Here is an 18,115-nt window from a genome sequence, read left to right as displayed (position 1 = left end):
CCACCCGCGCACCACCCACCCGATGTGAGGAAGCGATGCCCCAGCAGACCTATGTCGCCGGGACGGCCCCCGGGGCGGTCCCGGTCGTCGGCCACGCCCTGCAGATGATGCGTCAGCCCGTGCGGTTCATGTCGTCGCTGTCCGCCCACGGCGACCTGGTGAAGATCAGGATCGGCCCGACCGAGGCGTACGTGCCCTGCCACCCGGGCCTGCTCCGCGACGTCCTGACCAACGACCGCACCTACGACAAGGGCGGCGTCTTCTACGACCGGGCCCGGGACATCGCCGGCAACGGCCTGGTCACCTGCCCGTTCAAGGACCACCGCCGGCAGCGGCGGCTGATGCAGTCCGCCTTCCAGCGCTCCCGGCTCCAGCGCTACGCCACCGCCATGCACGCCGAGATCGAGGCCACCTCCGCGCGCTGGCAGGACGGGATGGTCGTCGACGCCTTCCCGGAGCTGTACGGCATGGCGCTGCGCACCGTCGCCCGCACCCTCTACTCCACCCCCGTCAGCAAGGAACTCGCCGACGGTGTGGAACGCGCCTTCGACACCGTCCTCAACGGGCTGTTCCGGCAGATGTTCCTGCCCCGCTTCCTGCGCCGCCTGCCCACCCCCGCCAACCGCCGCTACCGGCGCAACCTCGACTACCTGCACACCACCACCCAGCGGCTCATCGACGACTACCGCCGGGACGACGCCGAGCACGACGACCTGCTCTCCGCACTGCTCGCCTCACGCGACGAGGACGGCAGCCGGCTCGACGACACCGAGATCCACGACCAGGTCATCACCGTGATGGCCGCCGGCACCGAGACCGTCGCCGGCACCCTCACCTGGATCTTCCACCTGCTCTCCCAGCACCCGGACGTCGAGGCCGCGCTGTACGAGGAGATCGACACCGTCCTCGGCGGCCGCGCCCCGGGCTGGGACGACCTGCCCGACCTGTCGCTGACCGACCGGATCATCAGCGAGACCCTCCGGCTGCACCCGCCCGCCTGGCTGTTCACCCGGCTGACCACGGCCGACACCGAACTCGCCGGGCAGCGGCTGCCCCAGGGCACCACCATCGTCTTCAGCCCCGCCGCCGTGGCGCTGAACGAGGAGGCCTACCCCGACGAGCAGCGCTTCGACCCCGACCGCTGGCTCCCCGAGCGGGTCACCCCGCAGGCCCGCCAGGCGTTCATGCCCTTCGGCACCGGAGCGCGCAAGTGCATCGGCGACCTGTACGCCCGCACCGAGGCCGCCCTCGGGCTCGCCACCATCCTCGGCAAGTGGCGGATCACCTGCGAACCGGACGCCGACGTCCGGCCCGTCCCGCTGGCCACCGTCTACCACCCCCGCCGGCTGCGGCTGCGCCTCACCGCGCGCACCGGGCTGCCCACCACGGCGGCCCCCGCGCTCCCCGGACTCGGAGGTGACGCCGCGTGAACGGGCCCGGGAAGGTCGTCCTGGCCCAGCCGCGCGGCTTCTGCGCGGGCGTACGGCGGGCCATCGGCATCGTGGAGCGGGCCCTGGACCTGCACGGCGCACCCGTGTACGTGCGCAAGGAGATCGTGCACAACCACTACATCGTCTCCGAACTGGAGAAACGCGGCGCGGTGTTCGTCGACAGCGAGGAGGACGTCCCGCCCGGCGCCGTCTGCGTCTTCTCCGCCCACGGCGTCGCCCCGGCGGTGCGGGCCGGCGCCGAGCGCCGCCGCCTCGAGGTGATCGACGCCACCTGCCCGCTCGTGGCCAAGGTGCACCAGGAGGCCCTGCGCTTCGCCCGCGACGGCCGCACCATCCTGCTGGTCGGCCACGCCGGGCACGAGGAGGTCGACGGCGTCCTCGGCGAGGCACCCGAGCGGACGGTCGTCGTGGAGAGCGCCGCCGACGTGGCCCGGCTCGACCTGCCCGCCGGCACCCCGGTCGCCTTCCTCACCCAGACCACCCTCTCCTTCGACGAGACCGCGAAGGTCGTCGAGGCACTGCGCGCCCGGTTCCCCGACATCGTTTCCCCCGGCGCCGACGACATCTGCTACGCCAGCCAGAACCGGCAGAACGCCGTCAAGGACCTGGCACGCCGTCACGACCTGGTCCTCGTCGTGGGATCGGCCAACTCCAGCAACTCGCTGCGCATGGTCGAGGTGGCGCGCGAGCACGGCTGCCGCGCCCACCTCGTCCCCGACCGCGGCCACCTGCGCCCCGAGTGGCTCCAGGGGGTGTCGGGGATCGGCGTCAGCGCCGGGGCCAGCGCGCCCGAGATCCTGGTCGACGGCGTCCTCGACCGGCTCGCCGAACTCGGCTGGAGCCGGGTGGAGGTGCAGCGGGCGGCGCCCGAGGACGTCGTCTTCTCGATGCCGGCCCGGCTGGCCGACCCGGTCACCGGCCGGATCCCGCGCACCCCGCTCGCGGACGAGGCACGGGCGCGATGAAGGCGACGGAGGAGACACGCGTGACACAGACACCCCTCGCCGACCCACGGCCGGCGGACATCAAGGGACCCGAGGACCTGCGGGCCATGTCCCCCGGCGAGGTCCGGCGGCTCGTCCCGCAGATCAGGCGCCTGCTGGTCGACACCGTCACCCGCACCGGCGGCCACCTGGGCCCCAACCTCGGCGTCGTCGAACTGTCCGTCGCCCTGCACCGGGTCTTCGAGTCCCCCCGGGACGCGATCCTGTGGGACACCGGCCACCAGTCCTACGTGCACAAGATCCTCACCGGCCGGGCCGGGGACCTCGGCACGCTCCGGCAGCGCGGCGGACTGTCCGGCTACCCCAGCCGCGCCGAGTCCCCGCACGACGTCATCGAGAACTCGCACGCCTCCACCGTGCTGTCCTGGGCGGCCGGCCTGGCCCGCGCGCACGGCCTGCGCGGTGAACGGGACCGGGCCGTGGTCGCCGTCATCGGCGACGGCGCGCTCACCGGGGGCATGGCCTGGGAGGCGCTGAACAACATCGCCGCCGCCCCCGGCCGGCCGGTGATCGTGGTGCTCAACGACAACACCCGCTCCTACGGCCCGACGGCCGGCGGCATCGCCGAGCACCTGGCCGCCCTGCGCGCCGGGACCGCCCGCGACCGCCTGTTCGAGTCCCTGGGACTGGCCCGGCTGGGGCCCGTCGACGGGCACGACCTCACGGCCCTGGAGACGGCGCTGCGCCACGCACGCGACCTCGGCCGGTCCGTCGTCGTGCACTGCGTCACCGAGAAGGGCCGCGGCCACGCCCCGGCCGAACAGGACGAGACCGACCGGCAGCACGCCGTACGGCCGCTCGCGCCCGGCCGCCCCGCCGGCGACGGCTCGCCCTCCTGGACCGCCGTGTTCGGCCGGGAACTGGCCCGGCTCGGCGCCGAGCGGCCCGACCTGGTGGCCGTCACCGCCGCCATGCTGCACCCGACCGGCCTCACCGAGTTCGCCGCCCGCCACCCCGACCGCACCCTCGACGTGGGCATCGCCGAGCAGCACGCGGTGACCACCGCCGCGGGCCTCGCCCTCGGCGGGATGCACCCGGTGGTGGCGATCTACGCCACCTTCCTCAACCGCGCCTACGACCAGCTGCTCATGGACGCCGCCCTGCACCGCGCCCCGCTGACCCTGGTCCTCGACCGGGCCGGCGTCACCGGCGACGACGGACCCTCGCACAACGGTATGTGGGACCTGTCGCTGCTCAACACGGTGCCCGGACTGCGGGTGGCGGCCCCCAGGGACGCCGCCGGCCTGCGCCGCGCGCTGCGCGAGGCCGTCGCCGTCCACGACGGCCCCACCGCCGTGCGCTTCCCCAAGGGCACCACGGGCCCGGACATCCCGGCCGTCGACACCGTCCGGGGGGTCGACGTGCTCCGGCGGGGGGAGCTCGCCGACCTGCTCCTCGTCTCCGTGGGCGCCATGGCCGGCACCTGCCTGGAGATCGCGTCGCTGCTCGCCCTGGACGGCATCGGCGTCACCGTCGTCGACCCGCGCTGGATCAAGCCGGTGCCCCAGGCCCTGGTCGAACTGAGTCTCGGCCACCGCCTCGTCGCGACCGTCGAGGACAACGGCCGGGCCGGCGGCGCCGGGGCCGCGGTGGCCCAGGCGCTGGGTGACGCGGGGGCGCCCGCCCCCGTCCGCACCTTCGGCCTGCCCCAGCGGTTCCTCGACCACGGTTCCCGCGCCGAGATCCTGGAGTCCGCCGGACTCACCGCCCCGCGCATCGCCGACACCCTGGCGGCGGCGCTCCTGTACAGCCGCGCAGCGGCCGTCCCCGCCCCGCTCCCCGTACCGCGTCCGCCGGTCCCCGGCACCGCCGTACCACCGCACTGAGGAGGAACGTGCCATGCCCGTCCAGCTCGGGGTGCCCGCCGTGCCGGTGCGCCTCGCTCCACGCCGTCCCAGCCGGCGGATCCAGGTCGGGTCCGTGGCCGTGGGCGGGGACGCGCCCGTCTCGGTCCAGTCCATGACCACCACGCCCACCGCCGACGTCGGCGCCACCCTCCAGCAGATCGCCGAACTGACCGCCGCCGGCTGCCAGATCGTCCGCGTGGCCTGCCCCTCGCAGGACGACGCCGACGCGCTGCCCGCCATCGCCCGCAAGTCCCCGATCCCGGTGGTCGCCGACATCCACTTCCAGCCCCGCTACGTCTTCGCCGCCATCGACGCCGGATGCGCGGGCGTCCGCGTCAACCCGGGCAACATCCGCCGGTTCGACGACCAGGTCAAGGAGATCGCCCGGGCCGCGGGGGACGCCGGCGTGCCCATCCGCATCGGGGTGAACGCGGGCTCCCTCGACAAGCGCCTGCTGGCCAAGTACGGCAGGGCGACCCCCGAGGCCCTGGTGGAGTCCGCGCTGTGGGAGTGCTCGCTGTTCGAGGAGCACGGCTTCCGGGACCTGAAGATCTCCGTCAAGCACAACGACCCGGTGGTCATGGTCAGCGCCTACCGGCTGCTCGCCGGGAGGTGCGACTACCCGCTCCACCTCGGGGTGACCGAGGCCGGCCCGGCCTTCCAGGGCACGATCAAGTCGGCGGTCGCCTTCGGCGCGCTGCTGAGCGAGGGCATCGGGGACACCATCCGGGTGTCGCTGTCGGCCCCGCCCGCCGAGGAGATCAAGGTCGGCATCCAGATCCTGGAGTCGCTGAACCTCAGGCAGCGCGGCCTGGAGATCGTCTCCTGCCCGTCCTGCGGCCGCGCCCAGGTCGACGTCTACAAGCTCGCCGAGGAGGTCACCGCCGGCCTGGACGGCCTCGAGGTCCCGCTGCGCGTCGCCGTCATGGGCTGCGTGGTGAACGGACCCGGCGAGGCCCGGGAGGCCGACCTCGGCGTGGCCTCCGGCAACGGCAAGGGCCAGATCTTCGTCAAGGGCGAGGTCGTCAGGACCGTCCCCGAGTCCAGGATCGTCGAGACCCTCATCGACGAGGCGCTGGCGCTGGCCGAGCGGATGCGGGCCGAGCACCCCGAACAGCCCGAGCGAGCCGACGAGCCCGAGCACCCCGAGCACCCCGGGCACACGGACAAGGAGAGCGAGCCGTCATGACCTACCTGATCGCCCAGCCCTGCGTCGACGTCAAGGACAGGGCCTGCGTCGAGGAGTGCCCCGTCGACTGCATCTACGAGGGGCGCCGCGCCCTGTACATCCACCCGGACGAGTGTGTCGACTGCGGTGCCTGCGAGCCCGTCTGCCCGGTCGAGGCGATCTTCTACGAGGACGACACCCCGCCGGAGTGGTCCGGGTACCGGGCGGCGAACGCCGAGTTCTTCGACGACCTCGGCTCGCCCGGCGGCGCCACCGCCCAGGGGCTGATCGACCGCGACCACCCGCTCGTCGCCGGGGAACCGGTCCGCACGGCGTGAACCGGGGGTGGCCCGGCCGTCCGGCGGGCGGTCAGGCCACCCGCACCCCGTTCTCCAGCTCCGCCGTGCCGCCGCCCTCCGCCAGGACGTCCAGCGCGGCCAGCACCCGGCGGCCGAGGGCACCGGGCAGATGCTCCGGGATGTCCGCGCGGCCCACCAGCCGCCAGGACAGCAGCTCCGCCTCCTGCAACCGGATGGCCTCGAACTCGGCCCCGGTCAGCACCCCGCCGTCGTACACGTACGCCACCAGCGGCGGCCGGCCCGGACCGCGCACCCAGTCCACCGTGAGCAGCCGGCCCGGCTCCCGGTCCAGGCCGATCTCCTCCAGCGTCTCGCGGCGCGCGCCCTGCCGGGGCGTCTCGCCGTCGTCCGACTCGATCGTGCCGCCGGGCAGCGCCCAGCCCTCCCGGTAGTTCGGCTCGACGAGCAGGACCCGCCCCTCGGCGTCCCGGAAGAGCGTGGCGGCACCGGCGAGCACCCGGGGGAGGCCGGCGATGTACGCGGCGAAGTCTTCTGTCGTGGTCATTGACGAAGGGTAACCAGGCACGGGGGGCCTACCGGCCGTTCACCGCCAGGCGCAGGGTGCGCTCGGCCAGCGCACTGATCCGCACTCCGTCGAAGCCGAACACCGCGCTCCGGACCGTGTCCCGCAGCGGCTCGCTCCACCGCGCCGGGATGGCCGCGGCGCCCGCGAGCACGCCGGCCACCGAACCGGCGGTCGCCCCGTTGGAGTCGGTGTCCAGACCGCCGCGGACGGTCAGGGCGACGGTGCGGGTGAAGTCGCCGTCGCCGTACAGCAGCCCCGCCGTGAGGACGGCCGCGTTCGGCACGGTGTGGATCCAGCCGAGCCCGGCGGTCTCCGCGGACACCGTGCTCAGTGTCTCCTCCCAGGAAAGGCGGGTCGCGTGCAGGGACATCACCCGGCGCACGGTGCGGGCGAGACGGCTGCTCGCGGGGACGACCGCGAGCCCGGCCTCCAGCGCCTCCCGCACCTCCCGCGCCCCGAACGCCGCCGAGATCAGCGCGGCGGCGAACATCGCGCCGTAGACGCCGTTGCCGGTGTGTGAGAGCACGGCGTCCCGGCGGGCGAGACCGGCGGCCCGCGACGGGTCGCCCGGGCAGGTCCAGCCGTAGACGTCGGCGCGGATCAGCGCGCCGATCCACTCCTGGTAGGGGTTGTCGTACGTCGCCGTCAGCGGCGGTCGCAGACCGGCCGCGAGATTGCGGTAGGCCGCCCGTTCGGCGGTGAAGGTCTGCAGGTAGGGCAGTCGGAGCAGCCACAGGTCGCCGACCTGCTCGGTGCTGAAGCCGAAGCCGTGGGTCTCCAGCAGGTGCAGGCCGAGGATCGCGTAGTCCACGTCGTCGTCCCGGCAGCTCCCGTCGACGCGGCCGCGCACGCACCGGCGCCACTCCGGGCGCAGCAGGGCGCCGTCCCGCGGGTCCGCGGGCTCGGGCAGGTAGTCGGTGAGCGGCAGGGCCGCGGCCCTGCGCAGGTAGCCGTCGATGCGCTCGCGGGTCCACACCTCGCCCTGCTCGACCGGCTTGCCCAGCATGTTGCCCGCGATCCGGCCGAGCCAGCCGCCGTGGATGCGGTCGGCCAGGTCCGGCCCGGTGCCCTGGTTGGTCATGGCCGGTGTCTACCCGTTTTCCCGCCGGTTCCCCGCCGGACGACGGCCGCTTCCCACGGTTCGGTCGGGGCATGACGGCACGGGCGCCTTGAGGTTAAGGTCGCAGCGGCGCGACTGGCCCCGCCGTGCGCGGGGCCCGGAGAGCAAGGGGAAAGCAAGGTGGCGGACGCTGCAGTGGACGAGACCCGACGGGTGCTCGTCGCCGCGGACAAGTTCAAGGGCTCGCTGACGGCGGTACAGGTCGCCGAGCGGGTGACGGCCGGGCTGCGCCGGGTCGTGCCGGACCTCGAGGTGGAGGCGCTGCCGGTCGCCGACGGCGGCGACGGGACCGTGGACGCGGCGGTCGCGGCCGGGTTCGAGCGGCGGGAGGTCCGCGTCGCCGGGCCGCTGGGTGAGGAGGTGACGGCCGCGTTCGCGCTGCGCGGCGGCACCGCGGTGGTGGAGATGGCCGAGGCCAGCGGCCTGCAACGGCTGCCGGCCGGGGTGTTCGCTCCGCTGACCGCCTCCACGTACGGCTCCGGGGAACTGCTGCGGGCAGCCCTGGACGCGGGCGCCAGGACCATCGTGTTCGGCGTCGGCGGCAGCGCCACGACGGACGGCGGCGCCGGGATGCTGTCGGCGCTGGGCGCCCGGTTCCTGGACGAGGACGGCGAGCCGGTGCCGCCGGGCGGCGGCGGGCTCGCGGAACTCGCCCGGGCCGACCTGTCCGGCCTGGACATGCGCCTGTCCTCGGTCGAGCTGGTGCTGGCCAGCGACGTGGACAACCCGCTGACCGGCCCGAAGGGCGCTCCCGCGGTCTACGGCCCGCAGAAGGGAGCCTCTCCGCAGGACGTGGCGACGCTGGACGCCGCCCTCGCCCACTTCGCGAAGGTCCTGGAGGCCGAGGCCGGACCAGGCGCGGCGGAGCACGCCGCGGCGCCGGGCGCGGGCGCGGCGGGCGGCATCGGCTACGGCGCGCTGCTGCTGGGCGCCCGGTTCCGGCCCGGCATCGAGGTCATGCTCGACGTGCTGGGGTTCGCGCCCGCGCTGGAGCGGGCCGGCGTGGTCATCACCGGCGAGGGCTCGCTCGACGAGCAGACCCTGCACGGCAAGGCCCCGGCGGGCGTGGCCGCGGCCGCCCGCGCCGCTGGCCGTACGGTGGTCGCGGTGTGCGGGCGGCTGGCCCTGTCCCAGGAGGCGCTGCTGGGCGCCGGGATCGCGCGGGCGTACCCCCTGACCTCGGTGGAGCCGGACGTGGCCAGGTGCATCGCGGACGCGGGCCCGATCCTGGAGCGGGTGGCGGAGCGCATCGCCCGGGACCTGCTGGGCTGAGCATCACTGCAGCGGGGTCAGCTCACCGTCGAAGTCCCGGAAGAAGCTGCCGCTGGTGAGGCCCTCCACCTTGCCGTTCCTGTACCACTGCTCGGACATGTGGTGGAGGGTCTTCGCGGTGCGCTCCCAGACCAGGGAGTGTCCCGCGCCGGCCAGGCAGAACATCAGCTTCTGCGCCACCGGCACAGCCGCGTAGAGGTCGGGTACCGAGAAGCGCAGGAACCGTCGGCTCCTTGAAGCACGAACGGGTGCGGCCCGAGCCTTGGACGCTCGGGCCGCACCCGTTCGTGCTTCAAGGAGGCTCAGGGCTGTGCCGCCCGCGCCTCACGCCGGTTGTCGCGGAAGTTGTTCACCCGGCGCGCCGTGGCGAACAGCGGGATCACCGCGCCCATGACCAGCTGCAGCGCGCAGCCCGTCTGGAGCAGCAGCTGCCCGCTCGGGGCGTCGAAGGCCCAGGCGGCCAGCAGGCCCATGGACAGCACGATCCAGCCGAGCATCGCGCCGGCGAGCCGGCCCCGCGGCTTCGGGTACTCCACGCGGCTCACCATCAGCCACGCGGTGCCCAGGATCGCCAGCAGCGTCGCCACGAAGGGCAGCTCCAGCAGGACGATCGAGACGACCGTCAGCGCGCCGAACGGCGAGGGCATGCCCTGGAACATGCCGTCCTTCAAGGTCACGCAGGAGAAGCGGGCCAGGCGCAGCACGACGGCCAGGAGCACCACGATCGCCCCGAGCGCCGCCACTCTCTGGTGCGCGTCGTCCGCGACCATGCCGTAGACGAGGACGAAGTACGCGGGGGCGAGCCCGAAGCTGATCAGGTCGGACAGGTTGTCCAGCTCCGCGCCCATCGGCGAGGAACGCAGCTTGCGGGCCACCAGGCCGTCGAACAGGTCGAAGACCGCCGCGCAGAGCATCAGGATGACCGCCGTGGCCGCGCTGTGGCGGGCCATGCCGGACTCCTGGCTGCCGGTGAGGTGCGGGATCAGGATGCCGGTGGTGGTGAAGTACACCGCCATGAAGCCGCACGTGGCGTTGCCGAGCGTGAGGGTGTCCGCTATCGACAGACGCAGAGAGAGGGGCATCTCCTCCTCGTCGTCCACCTCGTCGGCCTCGGGCACCCAGCCCGCCTGGGTCTCCGGATCAATCACGGTCAATGCGAGTCACCCCAGCCACGGTCTTCTGTCCGACCTCGACCGCGACCTCCACGCCCTCCGGCAGGTAGAGGTCGACACGCGAGCCGAAGCGGATCAGACCGATGCGGTCGCCCTGCTCGACCTTCGTCCCCTCGGGGAGGTACGGCACGATGCGGCGGGCCACCGCGCCGGCGATCTGGATCATCTCGATGTCGCCGAGTTCGGTGTCGAAATGCCAGATTACGCGCTCGTTGTTCTCGCTCTCCTTGTTGAAGGCGGGGACGAAGCCACCGGGCACGTGCTCGACCGACGTCACCGTGCCCGCGAGGGGAGCGCGGTTGACGTGGACGTTGAGCGGGCTCATGAAGATCGCGACGCGGGTGCGGCCGTCCTTCCAGGGCATGATGCTCTGCACCACGCCGTCGGCGGGCGAGATGACGCGGCCCGGGGCGATCTCACGCTCGGGGTCGCGGAAGAACCACAGCATGCCCGCCGCGAGCGCGGTGGCGGGCACGGCGACGGCCTTGGCGACGCCCGAGCGGCGGGCGCGGGCCAGGCTGAGGGCTGCGGTGGCGACGGTCGGGAGGAGCCACGGCGATGCTCCGCGCGCGAGGCGTGCGCCTACCAGGCTGTCGCGGTGTGCAGAGGTTTGGCTGTGGGGCATGGATGACCTTCGTAGCGGATGATGCCGCGCTATGACGGGGGACGGCGGCTTTCCCGGGATCGTACCGGTCGCGGGCCACAACTGGGCAAGCCAGTCAGTCGAGTCGGCGGCTGAACCCTGCCTACGGGGTGTGATCTTCTTCTCGAAGAAAACACCCCGTAACCGGACAATCAGCCCTGGAACCGATACTCTTCGAGCAGCCTGCGCCCGATGATCATTTTCTGGATCTCGGCGGTACCCTCACCGATGAGCAGCATCGGGGCCTCGCGGTAGAGGCGCTCGATCTCGTACTCCTTGGAGAAGCCGTAGCCGCCGTGGATCCGGAAGGCATCCTCCACGACTTCCTTGCAGTACTCGGAGGCGAGGTACTTCGCCATCCCCGCTTCGAGGTCGTTTCGTTCGCCGGAATCCTTTTTGCGAGCCGCGTTGACCATCATGGCATGCGCGGCCTCGACCTTGGTAGCCATTTCGGCCAGCTTGAACTGAATGGCCTGGTGCTGGGCGATCGGCTTGCCGAAAGTGTGCCTCTGCTGGGCGTACTGGACACCCAGTTCGAAGGCACGCTGAGCGACACCGCAGCCACGGGCCGCCACGTTGACGCGGCCGACCTCGACTCCGTCCATCATTTGGTAAAAACCTCGGCCGGTGACGCCGCCGAGCACCCGATCGGCGGGAACCCGCAGGCCGTCCATGATGAGCTCGGTGGTGTCCACCCCCTTGTAACCCATCTTGTCGATCTTGCCCGGAATGGTCAGGCCGGGGCGGACCTCACCGAAACCGGGCTCCTTCTCGACGAGGAAGGTCGTCATCGACTTGTGGGGCGCGGTGCCCTCGGGGTGTCCTTCATCACTGCGCACCAGAACGGCCACCAGGGACGAGGTGCCGCCGTTGGTCAGCCACATCTTCTGGCCGTTCAGGACGTACTCGTCGCCGTCCTTCACTGCCTTCGACGTGATGGCCGACACGTCGGAGCCCAGCGCCGGCTCCGACATCGAGAACGCGCCCCGGATGTCGCCGGCCGCCATGCGCGGCAGGAAGTGGTCCTTCTGCTCCTGCGTGCCGTGCTGCTTGAGCATGTACGCCACGATGAAGTGCGTGTTGATGATGCCGGACACCGACATCCACCCGCGGGCGATCTCCTCCACGCACAGGGCGTAGGTGAGGAGCGACTCGCCCAGGCCCCCGTACTCCTCGGGGATCATCAGGCCGAAGAGGCCGAGTTCCTTCAGGCCGTCGACGATCGCCTGCGGGTACTCGTCGCGGTGCTCAAGACCGGTGGCGACCGGGATGATCTCCTTGTCCACGAAGTCGCGGACGGTGGAGACGATCTCCTGCTGGACGTCGGTCAGACCGGCGGTCTGGGCGAGACGGGCCATCTCTACTTCTCCGTCTTTTCCGAAGGGGCGTTCAGTTCGGGACGGCCCGGCTGCTCGCCGCCGCGTTCCTTGATGTACGTCTCGGTGGGCACCATGACCTTGCGGCGGAAGACGCACACCAGGGTGCCGTCCTGCTTGTAGCCCTTGGTCTCGACGTAGACGATGCCGCGGTCGTTCTTGGACTTCGACGGCCACTTGTCGAGCACGGTCGTCTGTCCGTAGATCGTGTCGCCGTGGAACGTGGGAGCCACGTGCTTGAGCGACTCGATCTCCAGGTTGGCGATCGCCTTGCCCGAGATGTCCGGCACGGACATGCCCAGCAGCAGCGAGTAGATGTAGTTCCCGACCACCACGTTCTTGCCGAAGTCCGTCGTCTTCTCGGCGTAGTTCGTGTCCATGTGGAGCGGGTGGTGGTTCATGGTGAGGAGACAGAACAGGTGGTCGTCGTACTCCGTGACCGTCTTGCCCGGCCAGTGCTTGTACGTCGCACCGACCTCGAACTCCTCGTAGGTGCGTCCGAACTGCATCGTGCTCAGGCCTCCGGGATCTCGAACTTGCTGGTGCGCCGCATGCCGGCGGCCCGGCCCTTGCCGGAGATGACCAGGGCCATCTTGCGGCTGGCCTCGTCGATCATCTCGTCGCCGAGCATCGCGGAGCCCTTCTTGCCGCCCGCCTCGGACGTGTAGTAGTCGTACGCGTCCAGGATCAGCTCGGCGTGGTCGTAGTCCTCCTGCGAGGGCGAGAAGATCTCGTTGGACGCCTCGACCTGGCCCGGGTGCAGCACCCACTTGCCGTCGAAGCCGAGCGCGGCGGCGCGGCCGGCGACCTCGCGGTAACCGTCGACGTTGCGGATCTGCAGGTAGGGGCCGTCGATCGCCTGGAGGTTGTTGGCGCGCGCGGCCATCAGGATCTTCATCAGGATGTAGTGGTAGGCGTCCGCCGGGTAGCCGGGCGGCTGCTCGCCCACGACCAGCGACTTCATGTTGATGGACGCCATGAAGTCGGCCGGGCCGAAGATGATCGTCTCGACGCGCGGGGACGCCTGCGCGATCGCGTTGACGTTGTTCAGACCCTGTGCGTTCTCGATCTGCGCCTCGATGCCGATCTTGCCGACCTCGAAGCCCATGGTCTTCTCGATCTGCGTCAGCAGCAGGTCGAGGGCGACGATCTGCTCGGCGTTCTGGACCTTCGGCAGCATGATGCAGTCGAGGTTCGGGCCGGCGCCCTCGACGACCGTGACGACGTCCCGGTACGTCCACTCGGTGGTCCAGTCGTTGACGCGCACGACCCGCGTCTTGCCCGTCCAGTCGCCCTCGTTGAGGAACTTGACGATCGTGTGCCGCGCCTCGGGCTTGGCGAGCGGCGCGCACGCGTCCTCCAGGTCGAGGAAGACCTGGTCGGCGGGGAGCCCCTGGGCCTTCTCCAGGAACCGGGGGTTCGAGCCCGGCACGGCCAGGCAGGAGCGCCGCGGGCGAAGGCGGTTGACGGTCGTCATGCGGGGACCTCCAGGGGGTCGAGCTTGTTCGCTTTCCGGATCTCGTCGACGATGCGGCCGATGATCCCGGTGATGTCGAAGTCCTTCGGGGTGAACACGGCGGCCACACCGGCGGCCTTCAGCTGTTCGGCGTCACCGTTGGGGATGATGCCACCCGCGATCACGGGGATGTCTGTGGCACCGGCCACACGCAGCCGCTGGACCACGTCCGGCACCAGCTGGGCGTGCGAGCCGGAGAGGATGGACAGGCCGACGGCGTGCACGTCCTCGTCGACCGCGGCGTCCACGATCTGTTCGGGCGTCAGCCGGATGCCCTGGTAGACGACCTCGAAGCCGGCGTCCCGGGCGCGCACCGCGATCTGCTCGGCGCCGTTGGAGTGACCGTCCAGGCCCGGCTTGCCCACCAGGAAGCGCAGGCGGCCGACGCCCAGCTCGCGTGCGGTGGCGTCCACCTTGGCCCGCACCTCGCCGAGCGCCGAGCCGGCCTCGGCGGTGACGGCCACGGGGGCGGAGGAGACACCGGTGGGCGCCCGGTACTCGCCGAACACCTCGCGCAGCGCCCCGGCCCACTCGCCGGTCGTGACCCCGGCCCGGGCGCACTCCAGGGTGGCCTCCATCAGGTTGCCGGTGCCCTTGGCCGCCTCCTTCAGCCGCTCCAGCGCCTTGCACGGGCGCGGGTGGTTGAAGGGCGGCTGGTAGCGGGTGTCCCGCCAGCCTGCCAGCGCCTCGACGACGCGGGCCTCGACCGCCGGGTCGACCGTCTGGATCGCGGTGTCCAGGTCGGCCGTCAGCGGGTTCGGCTCGGTCGTCTCGAAGATGTTGACGCCGACGATCTTCTCCTGGCCGGACTCGATCCGGGCCCGGCGCTCGGCGTGCGAGGAGACCAGCTCCGCCTTGAGGTAGCCGGACTCGACGGCCGCCATCGCGCCGCCCATCTCCTGGATCCGCTCGATCTCGGCGAGGGACTCCTGGACGAGGGCGTCCACCTTCGCCTCGATGACGTGCGAGCCGGCGAAGATGTCCTCGTACTCCAGCAGGTCGCTCTCGTGCGCCAGGACCTGCTGGATGCGCAGCGACCACTGCTGGTCCCAGGGCCGGGGCAGACCGAGGGCCTCGTTCCAGGCGGGCAGCTGCACCGCACGCGCGCGGGCGTCCTTGGAGAGGGTGACGGCCAGCATCTCCAGCACGATCCGCTGGACGTTGTTCTCCGGCTGCGCCTCGGTCAGGCCGAGCGAGTTGACCTGGACGCCGTAGCGGAACCGGCGCTGCTTGGGGTCCTGGATGCCGTAGCGCTCACGGGTGACCTGGTCCCAGATGCGGCCGAACGCCCGCATCTTGCACATCTCCTCGACGAAGCGGACGCCCGCGTTGACGAAGAAGGAGATGCGGGCGACCACGTCGCCCATCCGCTCCTGCGGCACCTGGCCGCCGTCGCGGACGGCGTCCAGGACGGCGATCGCGGTGGACATCGCGTACGCGATCTCCTGCACCGGCGTGGCCCCGGCCTCCTGCAGGTGGTAGCTGCAGATGTTGATCGGGTTCCACTTCGGCATGTGGGAGACCGTGTACGCGATCATGTCCGTCGTCAGACGGAGGCTCGGCCCCGGCGGGAAGACGTGCGTCCCGCGGGACAGGTACTCCTTGACGATGTCGTTCTGGGTCGTGCCCTGGAGCTTGGTGATGTCGGCGCCCTGCTCCTCGGCGACGACCTGGTAGAGCGCCAGCAGCCACATGGCGGTGGCGTTGATCGTCATCGAGGTGTTCATCTGCTCCAGGGGGATGTCCTGGAACAGCCGGCGCATGTCACCGAGGTGCGAGACGGGCACACCGACCCGGCCGACCTCGCCGCGGGCGAGGATGTGGTCGGGGTCGTAGCCGGTCTGCGTCGGCAGGTCGAACGCCACCGACAGACCGGTCTGGCCCTTGGCGAGGTTGCGCCGGTACAGCTCGTTGGACGCCTCCGCGGTCGAGTGACCGGCGTACGTCCGCATGAGCCACGGACGGTCCTTCTGACGCTCTGTCATCTAAGGCCCTCAGATGTTCCGGAAGCGGTTGATGGCGTCGATGTGCTTGGCGCGCATCTCCTCGTCGCGCACGCCCAGGCCCTCCTCGGGGGCCAGGCACAGCACGCCGACCTTGCCCTGGTGGGCGTTGCGGTGGACGTCGTGCGCGGCCTGGCCGGTGTCCTCCAGTGAGTACACCTTCGACAGGGTCGGGTGGATCTTGCCCTTCGCGATGAGCCGGTTGGCCTCCCAGGCCTCGCGGTAGTTGGCGAAGTGCGAGCCGATGATCCGCTTCAGCGACATCCACAGGTAGCGGTTGTCGTACTCGTGCATGTAGCCCGAGGTCGAGGCACAGGTGGTGATGGTGCCGCCCTTGCGGGTGACGAAGACGCTCGCGCCGAAGGTCTCGCGACCGGGGTGCTCGAAGACGATGTCGATGTCCTCGCCGCCGGTGAGCTCGCGGATGCGCTTGCCGAAGCGCTTCCACTCCTTCGGGTCCTGGGTGTTCTCGTCCTTCCAGAACCGGTAGCCCTCGGCGCTGCGGTCGATGATCGACTCGGCGCCCATCGAGCGGCAGATCTCCGCCTTCTGCTCGCTGGAGACGACACAGATCGGGTTGGCACCGCCGGCCAGCGCGAACTGGGTGGCGTACGAGCCGAGCCCGCCGCTCGCGCCCCAGATCAGGACGTTGTCGCCCTGCTTCATGCCGGCGCCGTTGCGGGAGACGAGCTGGCGGTAGGCGGTGGAGTTGACCAGGCCCGGCGCCGCGGCCTCCTCCCAGCTGAGGTGGTCCGGCTTCGGCATCAGCTGGTTGGACTTGACCAGGGCGATCTCCGCGAGGCCGCCGAAGTTGGTCTCGAAGCCCCAGATGCGCTGCTCGGGGTCGAGCATGGTGTCGTTGTGGCCGTCCGAGGACTCCAGTTCGACCGACAGGCAGTGCGCGACGACCTCGTCACCGGGCTTCCAGGCGTTGACGCCCGGGCCGGTGCGCAGGACGACGCCCGCGAGGTCGGAGCCGATGATGTGGTACGGCAGGTCGTGGCGCTTGGCCAGCTCGTTGGTGCGGCCGTAGCGCTCCAGGAACCCGAACGTGGACAGCGGCTCGAAGATCGAGGTCCACACCGAGTTGTAGTTGACCGAGGAGGCCATGACGGCCACCAGGGCCTCGCCCGGGCCCAGCTCGGGCACGGGGACCTCGTCCAGGTGGATCGACTTGCGCGGGTCCTTGTCGCGGGTCTGCAGGCCCGCGAACATCTCCGTCTCGTCCTTGTGCACGGTGATCGCACGGTACGACTCGGGGATCGGCAGAGCGGCGAAGTCGGCGGACGTGGTGTCCTTCGACTGGATCGCGTCCAGGATGTCCTTCACGGTCACGGTGTTGCCTCCGGCGGTGAGCGCCCTGAGGGAGGGGCGCTGGGGGTTCGTCGGTGCTGCTGGGAGAGCTGCTGAGGGTTTTGGTGGAACGTGCCGTCGGTTCGGCGGGTGGTGCTTCGGCAGCGCGTGGTGGCGCGGGAGGTTGCCTGTGACGCAGGCGTCCGGGCGCGCAGGCCGTCGGCTTGCGGGGACAGCCGGCGAGCGGGTGGTCTCTGCTCGCCGGCCGCCCGGACCTCTTCAACGTATGACACCGCGTGTCAGGTGACAAGGCACTGAGTGCCAGAAGTTGCTCTCAGATGAAATCTTTACGTAACAAATGAGCGATGATCGATCGAACGGCCTCGGAAATCCCCGCGAAAACGGCCTCTGACATGGCAAAACGGCCACCCCGTAGGGTGGCCGTCCTCACAGTGCCGAAGCGGCTCAGCGCTCCTTGAGCGCCTCCTCGATGGTGCGCATGACCTCGTCCAGCGGTGCGTCGGTCCGGGCGACGGTCACCAGCACCTCGCCGTGGGCCGACACCGCGGCCGGGGCGGTGGTCGCCGTCCTGTGCGCCGGGCCGCGTCCGGCGCCGATACCCGTGCCGAAGGTCTTGCGCACGATCGCGAAGGCGTGGTCGAGCTGGGCCTCCACGTCGCCCTGGCCGCCGGCCCGCAGCCAGCGCCGCAGGACGTGGTTGTGGGCGGTGACCACGGCGGAGGCGGCGACCTCGGCGAGCAGCGGGTCGTCGTTGGCGTCGTCCGCGTGCGCGTGCTCGTCGAAGTGACCGAGCAGATAGCGGGTGAACAGGCGCTCGTAGCGGGCCACCGAGGCGATCTCGGCCTCGCGCAGGGTGGGTACCTCGCGGGTCAGCTTGTAGCGGGCGACCGAGATCTCCGGCCGCGCCGCGTACATCTTCATGACTTCCTTGATGCCGCGGCACACCGTGTCGAGCGGGTGCTCGTGCGCCGGGGCGGCGTTGAGCACCGCCTCGGCGCGGACCAGCGTGTCGTCGTGGTCCGGGAAGATCGCCTCTTCCTTGGAGCGGAAGTGGCGGAAGAAGGTGCGGCGCGCGACCCCGGCCGCGGCCGCGATCTCGTCGACGGTGGTCGCCTCGTACCCCTTGGTCGCAAACAGTTCCATCGCTGCGGCCGCCAGTTCCCGGCGCATTTTCAGCCGCTGGGCGGCGGCGCGACTGCCTGCGGCACTTTCCGGCGCGTCGGGCGTGGCTGGTGTACGTGAGGACTTGGCGGGCTGGGACATGACCCGAACGTACTGCATGTGCGCGGCCGAATGCGCAGGTCCGGGGTTTCCTCCGGCCGCCGGGGACGGGGGGCCGGAGGA

Annotated in this window: 17 protein-coding genes; 6 read left to right on the top strand and 11 right to left on the bottom strand. The window is 71.4% G+C overall.

Annotated elements, in window-relative coordinates; translation table 11 throughout:
- Window positions 1–35 precede the first annotated feature (35 nt).
- Genes ptlI through fdxA form a run of 5 tightly spaced genes read left to right on the top strand, consistent with a single transcriptional unit; the run spans window position 36 to window position 5,808 of the window.
- Window positions 36–1,430, top strand: a complete 1,395-nt coding sequence (gene ptlI / locus V7E45_RS28590; protein ID WP_333777088.1) for a pentalenene oxygenase — start codon at window positions 36–38, stop codon at window positions 1,428–1,430.
- Window positions 1,427–2,416, top strand: coding sequence for a 4-hydroxy-3-methylbut-2-enyl diphosphate reductase (locus tag V7E45_RS28585; RefSeq protein ID WP_333777085.1), 990 nt, complete (start codon window positions 1,427–1,429; stop codon window positions 2,414–2,416). The genes ptlI and V7E45_RS28585 overlap by 4 nt, the downstream gene beginning before the upstream one ends.
- Window positions 2,413–4,281, top strand: coding sequence for a 1-deoxy-D-xylulose-5-phosphate synthase (locus V7E45_RS28580; RefSeq protein WP_443056273.1), 1,869 nt, complete (start codon window positions 2,413–2,415; stop codon window positions 4,279–4,281). Before V7E45_RS28585 ends, V7E45_RS28580 begins: the two co-directional genes overlap by 4 nt.
- A gap of 13 nt (window positions 4,282–4,294) precedes the next feature.
- Window positions 4,295–5,491, top strand: coding sequence for a flavodoxin-dependent (E)-4-hydroxy-3-methylbut-2-enyl-diphosphate synthase (ispG, locus tag V7E45_RS28575; protein WP_333777083.1), 1,197 nt, complete (start codon window positions 4,295–4,297; stop codon window positions 5,489–5,491).
- Window positions 5,488–5,808, top strand: coding sequence for a ferredoxin (fdxA, locus tag V7E45_RS28570; RefSeq protein ID WP_333777082.1), 321 nt, complete (start codon window positions 5,488–5,490; stop codon window positions 5,806–5,808). Before ispG ends, fdxA begins: the two co-directional genes overlap by 4 nt.
- 31 nt (window positions 5,809–5,839) lie before the next feature.
- On the opposite strand, the gene V7E45_RS28565 is transcribed toward fdxA, so the two are convergent.
- Complete coding sequence (locus tag V7E45_RS28565; RefSeq protein WP_333777081.1) at window positions 5,840–6,334, bottom strand: NUDIX hydrolase; 495 nt, start codon at window positions 6,332–6,334, stop codon at window positions 5,840–5,842.
- A 28-nt stretch (window positions 6,335–6,362) separates the two neighbouring features.
- A complete protein-coding gene (locus tag V7E45_RS28560) occupies window positions 6,363–7,436 on the bottom strand; it encodes an ADP-ribosylglycohydrolase family protein (protein ID WP_333777080.1) in 1,074 nt (357 codons plus the stop codon).
- A gap of 159 nt (window positions 7,437–7,595) precedes the next feature.
- Here V7E45_RS28560 and V7E45_RS28555 point away from each other — a divergent pair, with 159 nt between their 5' ends.
- Window positions 7,596–8,747, top strand: coding sequence for a glycerate kinase (locus tag V7E45_RS28555; RefSeq protein ID WP_333777079.1), 1,152 nt, complete (start codon window positions 7,596–7,598; stop codon window positions 8,745–8,747).
- Window positions 8,748–8,750: 3 nt separating this feature from the next.
- Here V7E45_RS28555 and V7E45_RS28550 read toward each other — a convergent pair whose 3' ends face one another.
- The 9 genes from V7E45_RS28550 to V7E45_RS28510 form a co-directional block, all read right to left on the bottom strand.
- On the bottom strand, window positions 8,751–8,927 hold the full coding sequence (locus tag V7E45_RS28550) for a hypothetical protein (protein ID WP_333777078.1): 177 nt from the start codon (window positions 8,925–8,927) through the stop codon (window positions 8,751–8,753).
- 122 nt (window positions 8,928–9,049) lie between these two features.
- Window positions 9,050–9,865 carry a CDP-diacylglycerol--serine O-phosphatidyltransferase gene (gene pssA, locus V7E45_RS28545; RefSeq protein ID WP_333777087.1) on the bottom strand — a complete coding sequence of 272 codons (816 nt, stop codon included), beginning with the start codon at window positions 9,863–9,865 and terminating at the stop codon, window positions 9,050–9,052.
- Window positions 9,866–9,887: 22 nt separating this feature from the next.
- Window positions 9,888–10,544, bottom strand: coding sequence for a phosphatidylserine decarboxylase (locus V7E45_RS28540; RefSeq protein ID WP_319146269.1), 657 nt, complete (start codon window positions 10,542–10,544; stop codon window positions 9,888–9,890).
- A gap of 170 nt (window positions 10,545–10,714) precedes the next feature.
- Window positions 10,715–11,920, bottom strand: coding sequence for an acyl-CoA dehydrogenase family protein (locus tag V7E45_RS28535; protein ID WP_333777077.1), 1,206 nt, complete (start codon window positions 11,918–11,920; stop codon window positions 10,715–10,717).
- A gap of 2 nt (window positions 11,921–11,922) precedes the next feature.
- Window positions 11,923–12,447 (bottom strand): MaoC family dehydratase, encoded by a 525-nt coding sequence (locus V7E45_RS28530; RefSeq protein WP_020943167.1) that lies wholly within the window; start codon window positions 12,445–12,447, stop codon window positions 11,923–11,925.
- A 5-nt stretch (window positions 12,448–12,452) separates the two neighbouring features.
- The gene (locus tag V7E45_RS28525; protein ID WP_317446258.1) at window positions 12,453–13,415 is read right to left on the bottom strand and encodes an HpcH/HpaI aldolase/citrate lyase family protein; all 963 of its coding nucleotides are present in this window, start codon (window positions 13,413–13,415) and stop codon (window positions 12,453–12,455) included.
- Window positions 13,412–15,439, bottom strand: coding sequence for a protein meaA (locus V7E45_RS28520; protein WP_333777076.1), 2,028 nt, complete (start codon window positions 15,437–15,439; stop codon window positions 13,412–13,414). Before V7E45_RS28520 ends, V7E45_RS28525 begins: the two co-directional genes overlap by 4 nt.
- A 9-nt stretch (window positions 15,440–15,448) precedes the next feature.
- Window positions 15,449–16,786 carry a crotonyl-CoA carboxylase/reductase gene (gene ccrA, locus V7E45_RS28515; protein ID WP_333777086.1) on the bottom strand — a complete coding sequence of 446 codons (1,338 nt, stop codon included), beginning with the start codon at window positions 16,784–16,786 and terminating at the stop codon, window positions 15,449–15,451.
- Window positions 16,787–17,215: 429 nt separating this feature from the next.
- The gene (locus V7E45_RS28510; RefSeq protein ID WP_333777075.1) at window positions 17,216–18,034 is read right to left on the bottom strand and encodes a TetR family transcriptional regulator; all 819 of its coding nucleotides are present in this window, start codon (window positions 18,032–18,034) and stop codon (window positions 17,216–17,218) included.
- Window positions 18,035–18,115 lie beyond the last annotated feature (81 nt).

It is taken from the genome of Streptomyces sp. IBSBF 3136 (assembly GCF_036815105.1).
Lineage (GTDB): Bacteria > Actinomycetota > Actinomycetes > Streptomycetales > Streptomycetaceae > Streptomyces.
The sequence above is the reverse complement of the archived record's forward strand: the minus strand, read 5'-3'. Positions and strand labels throughout refer to the sequence as shown.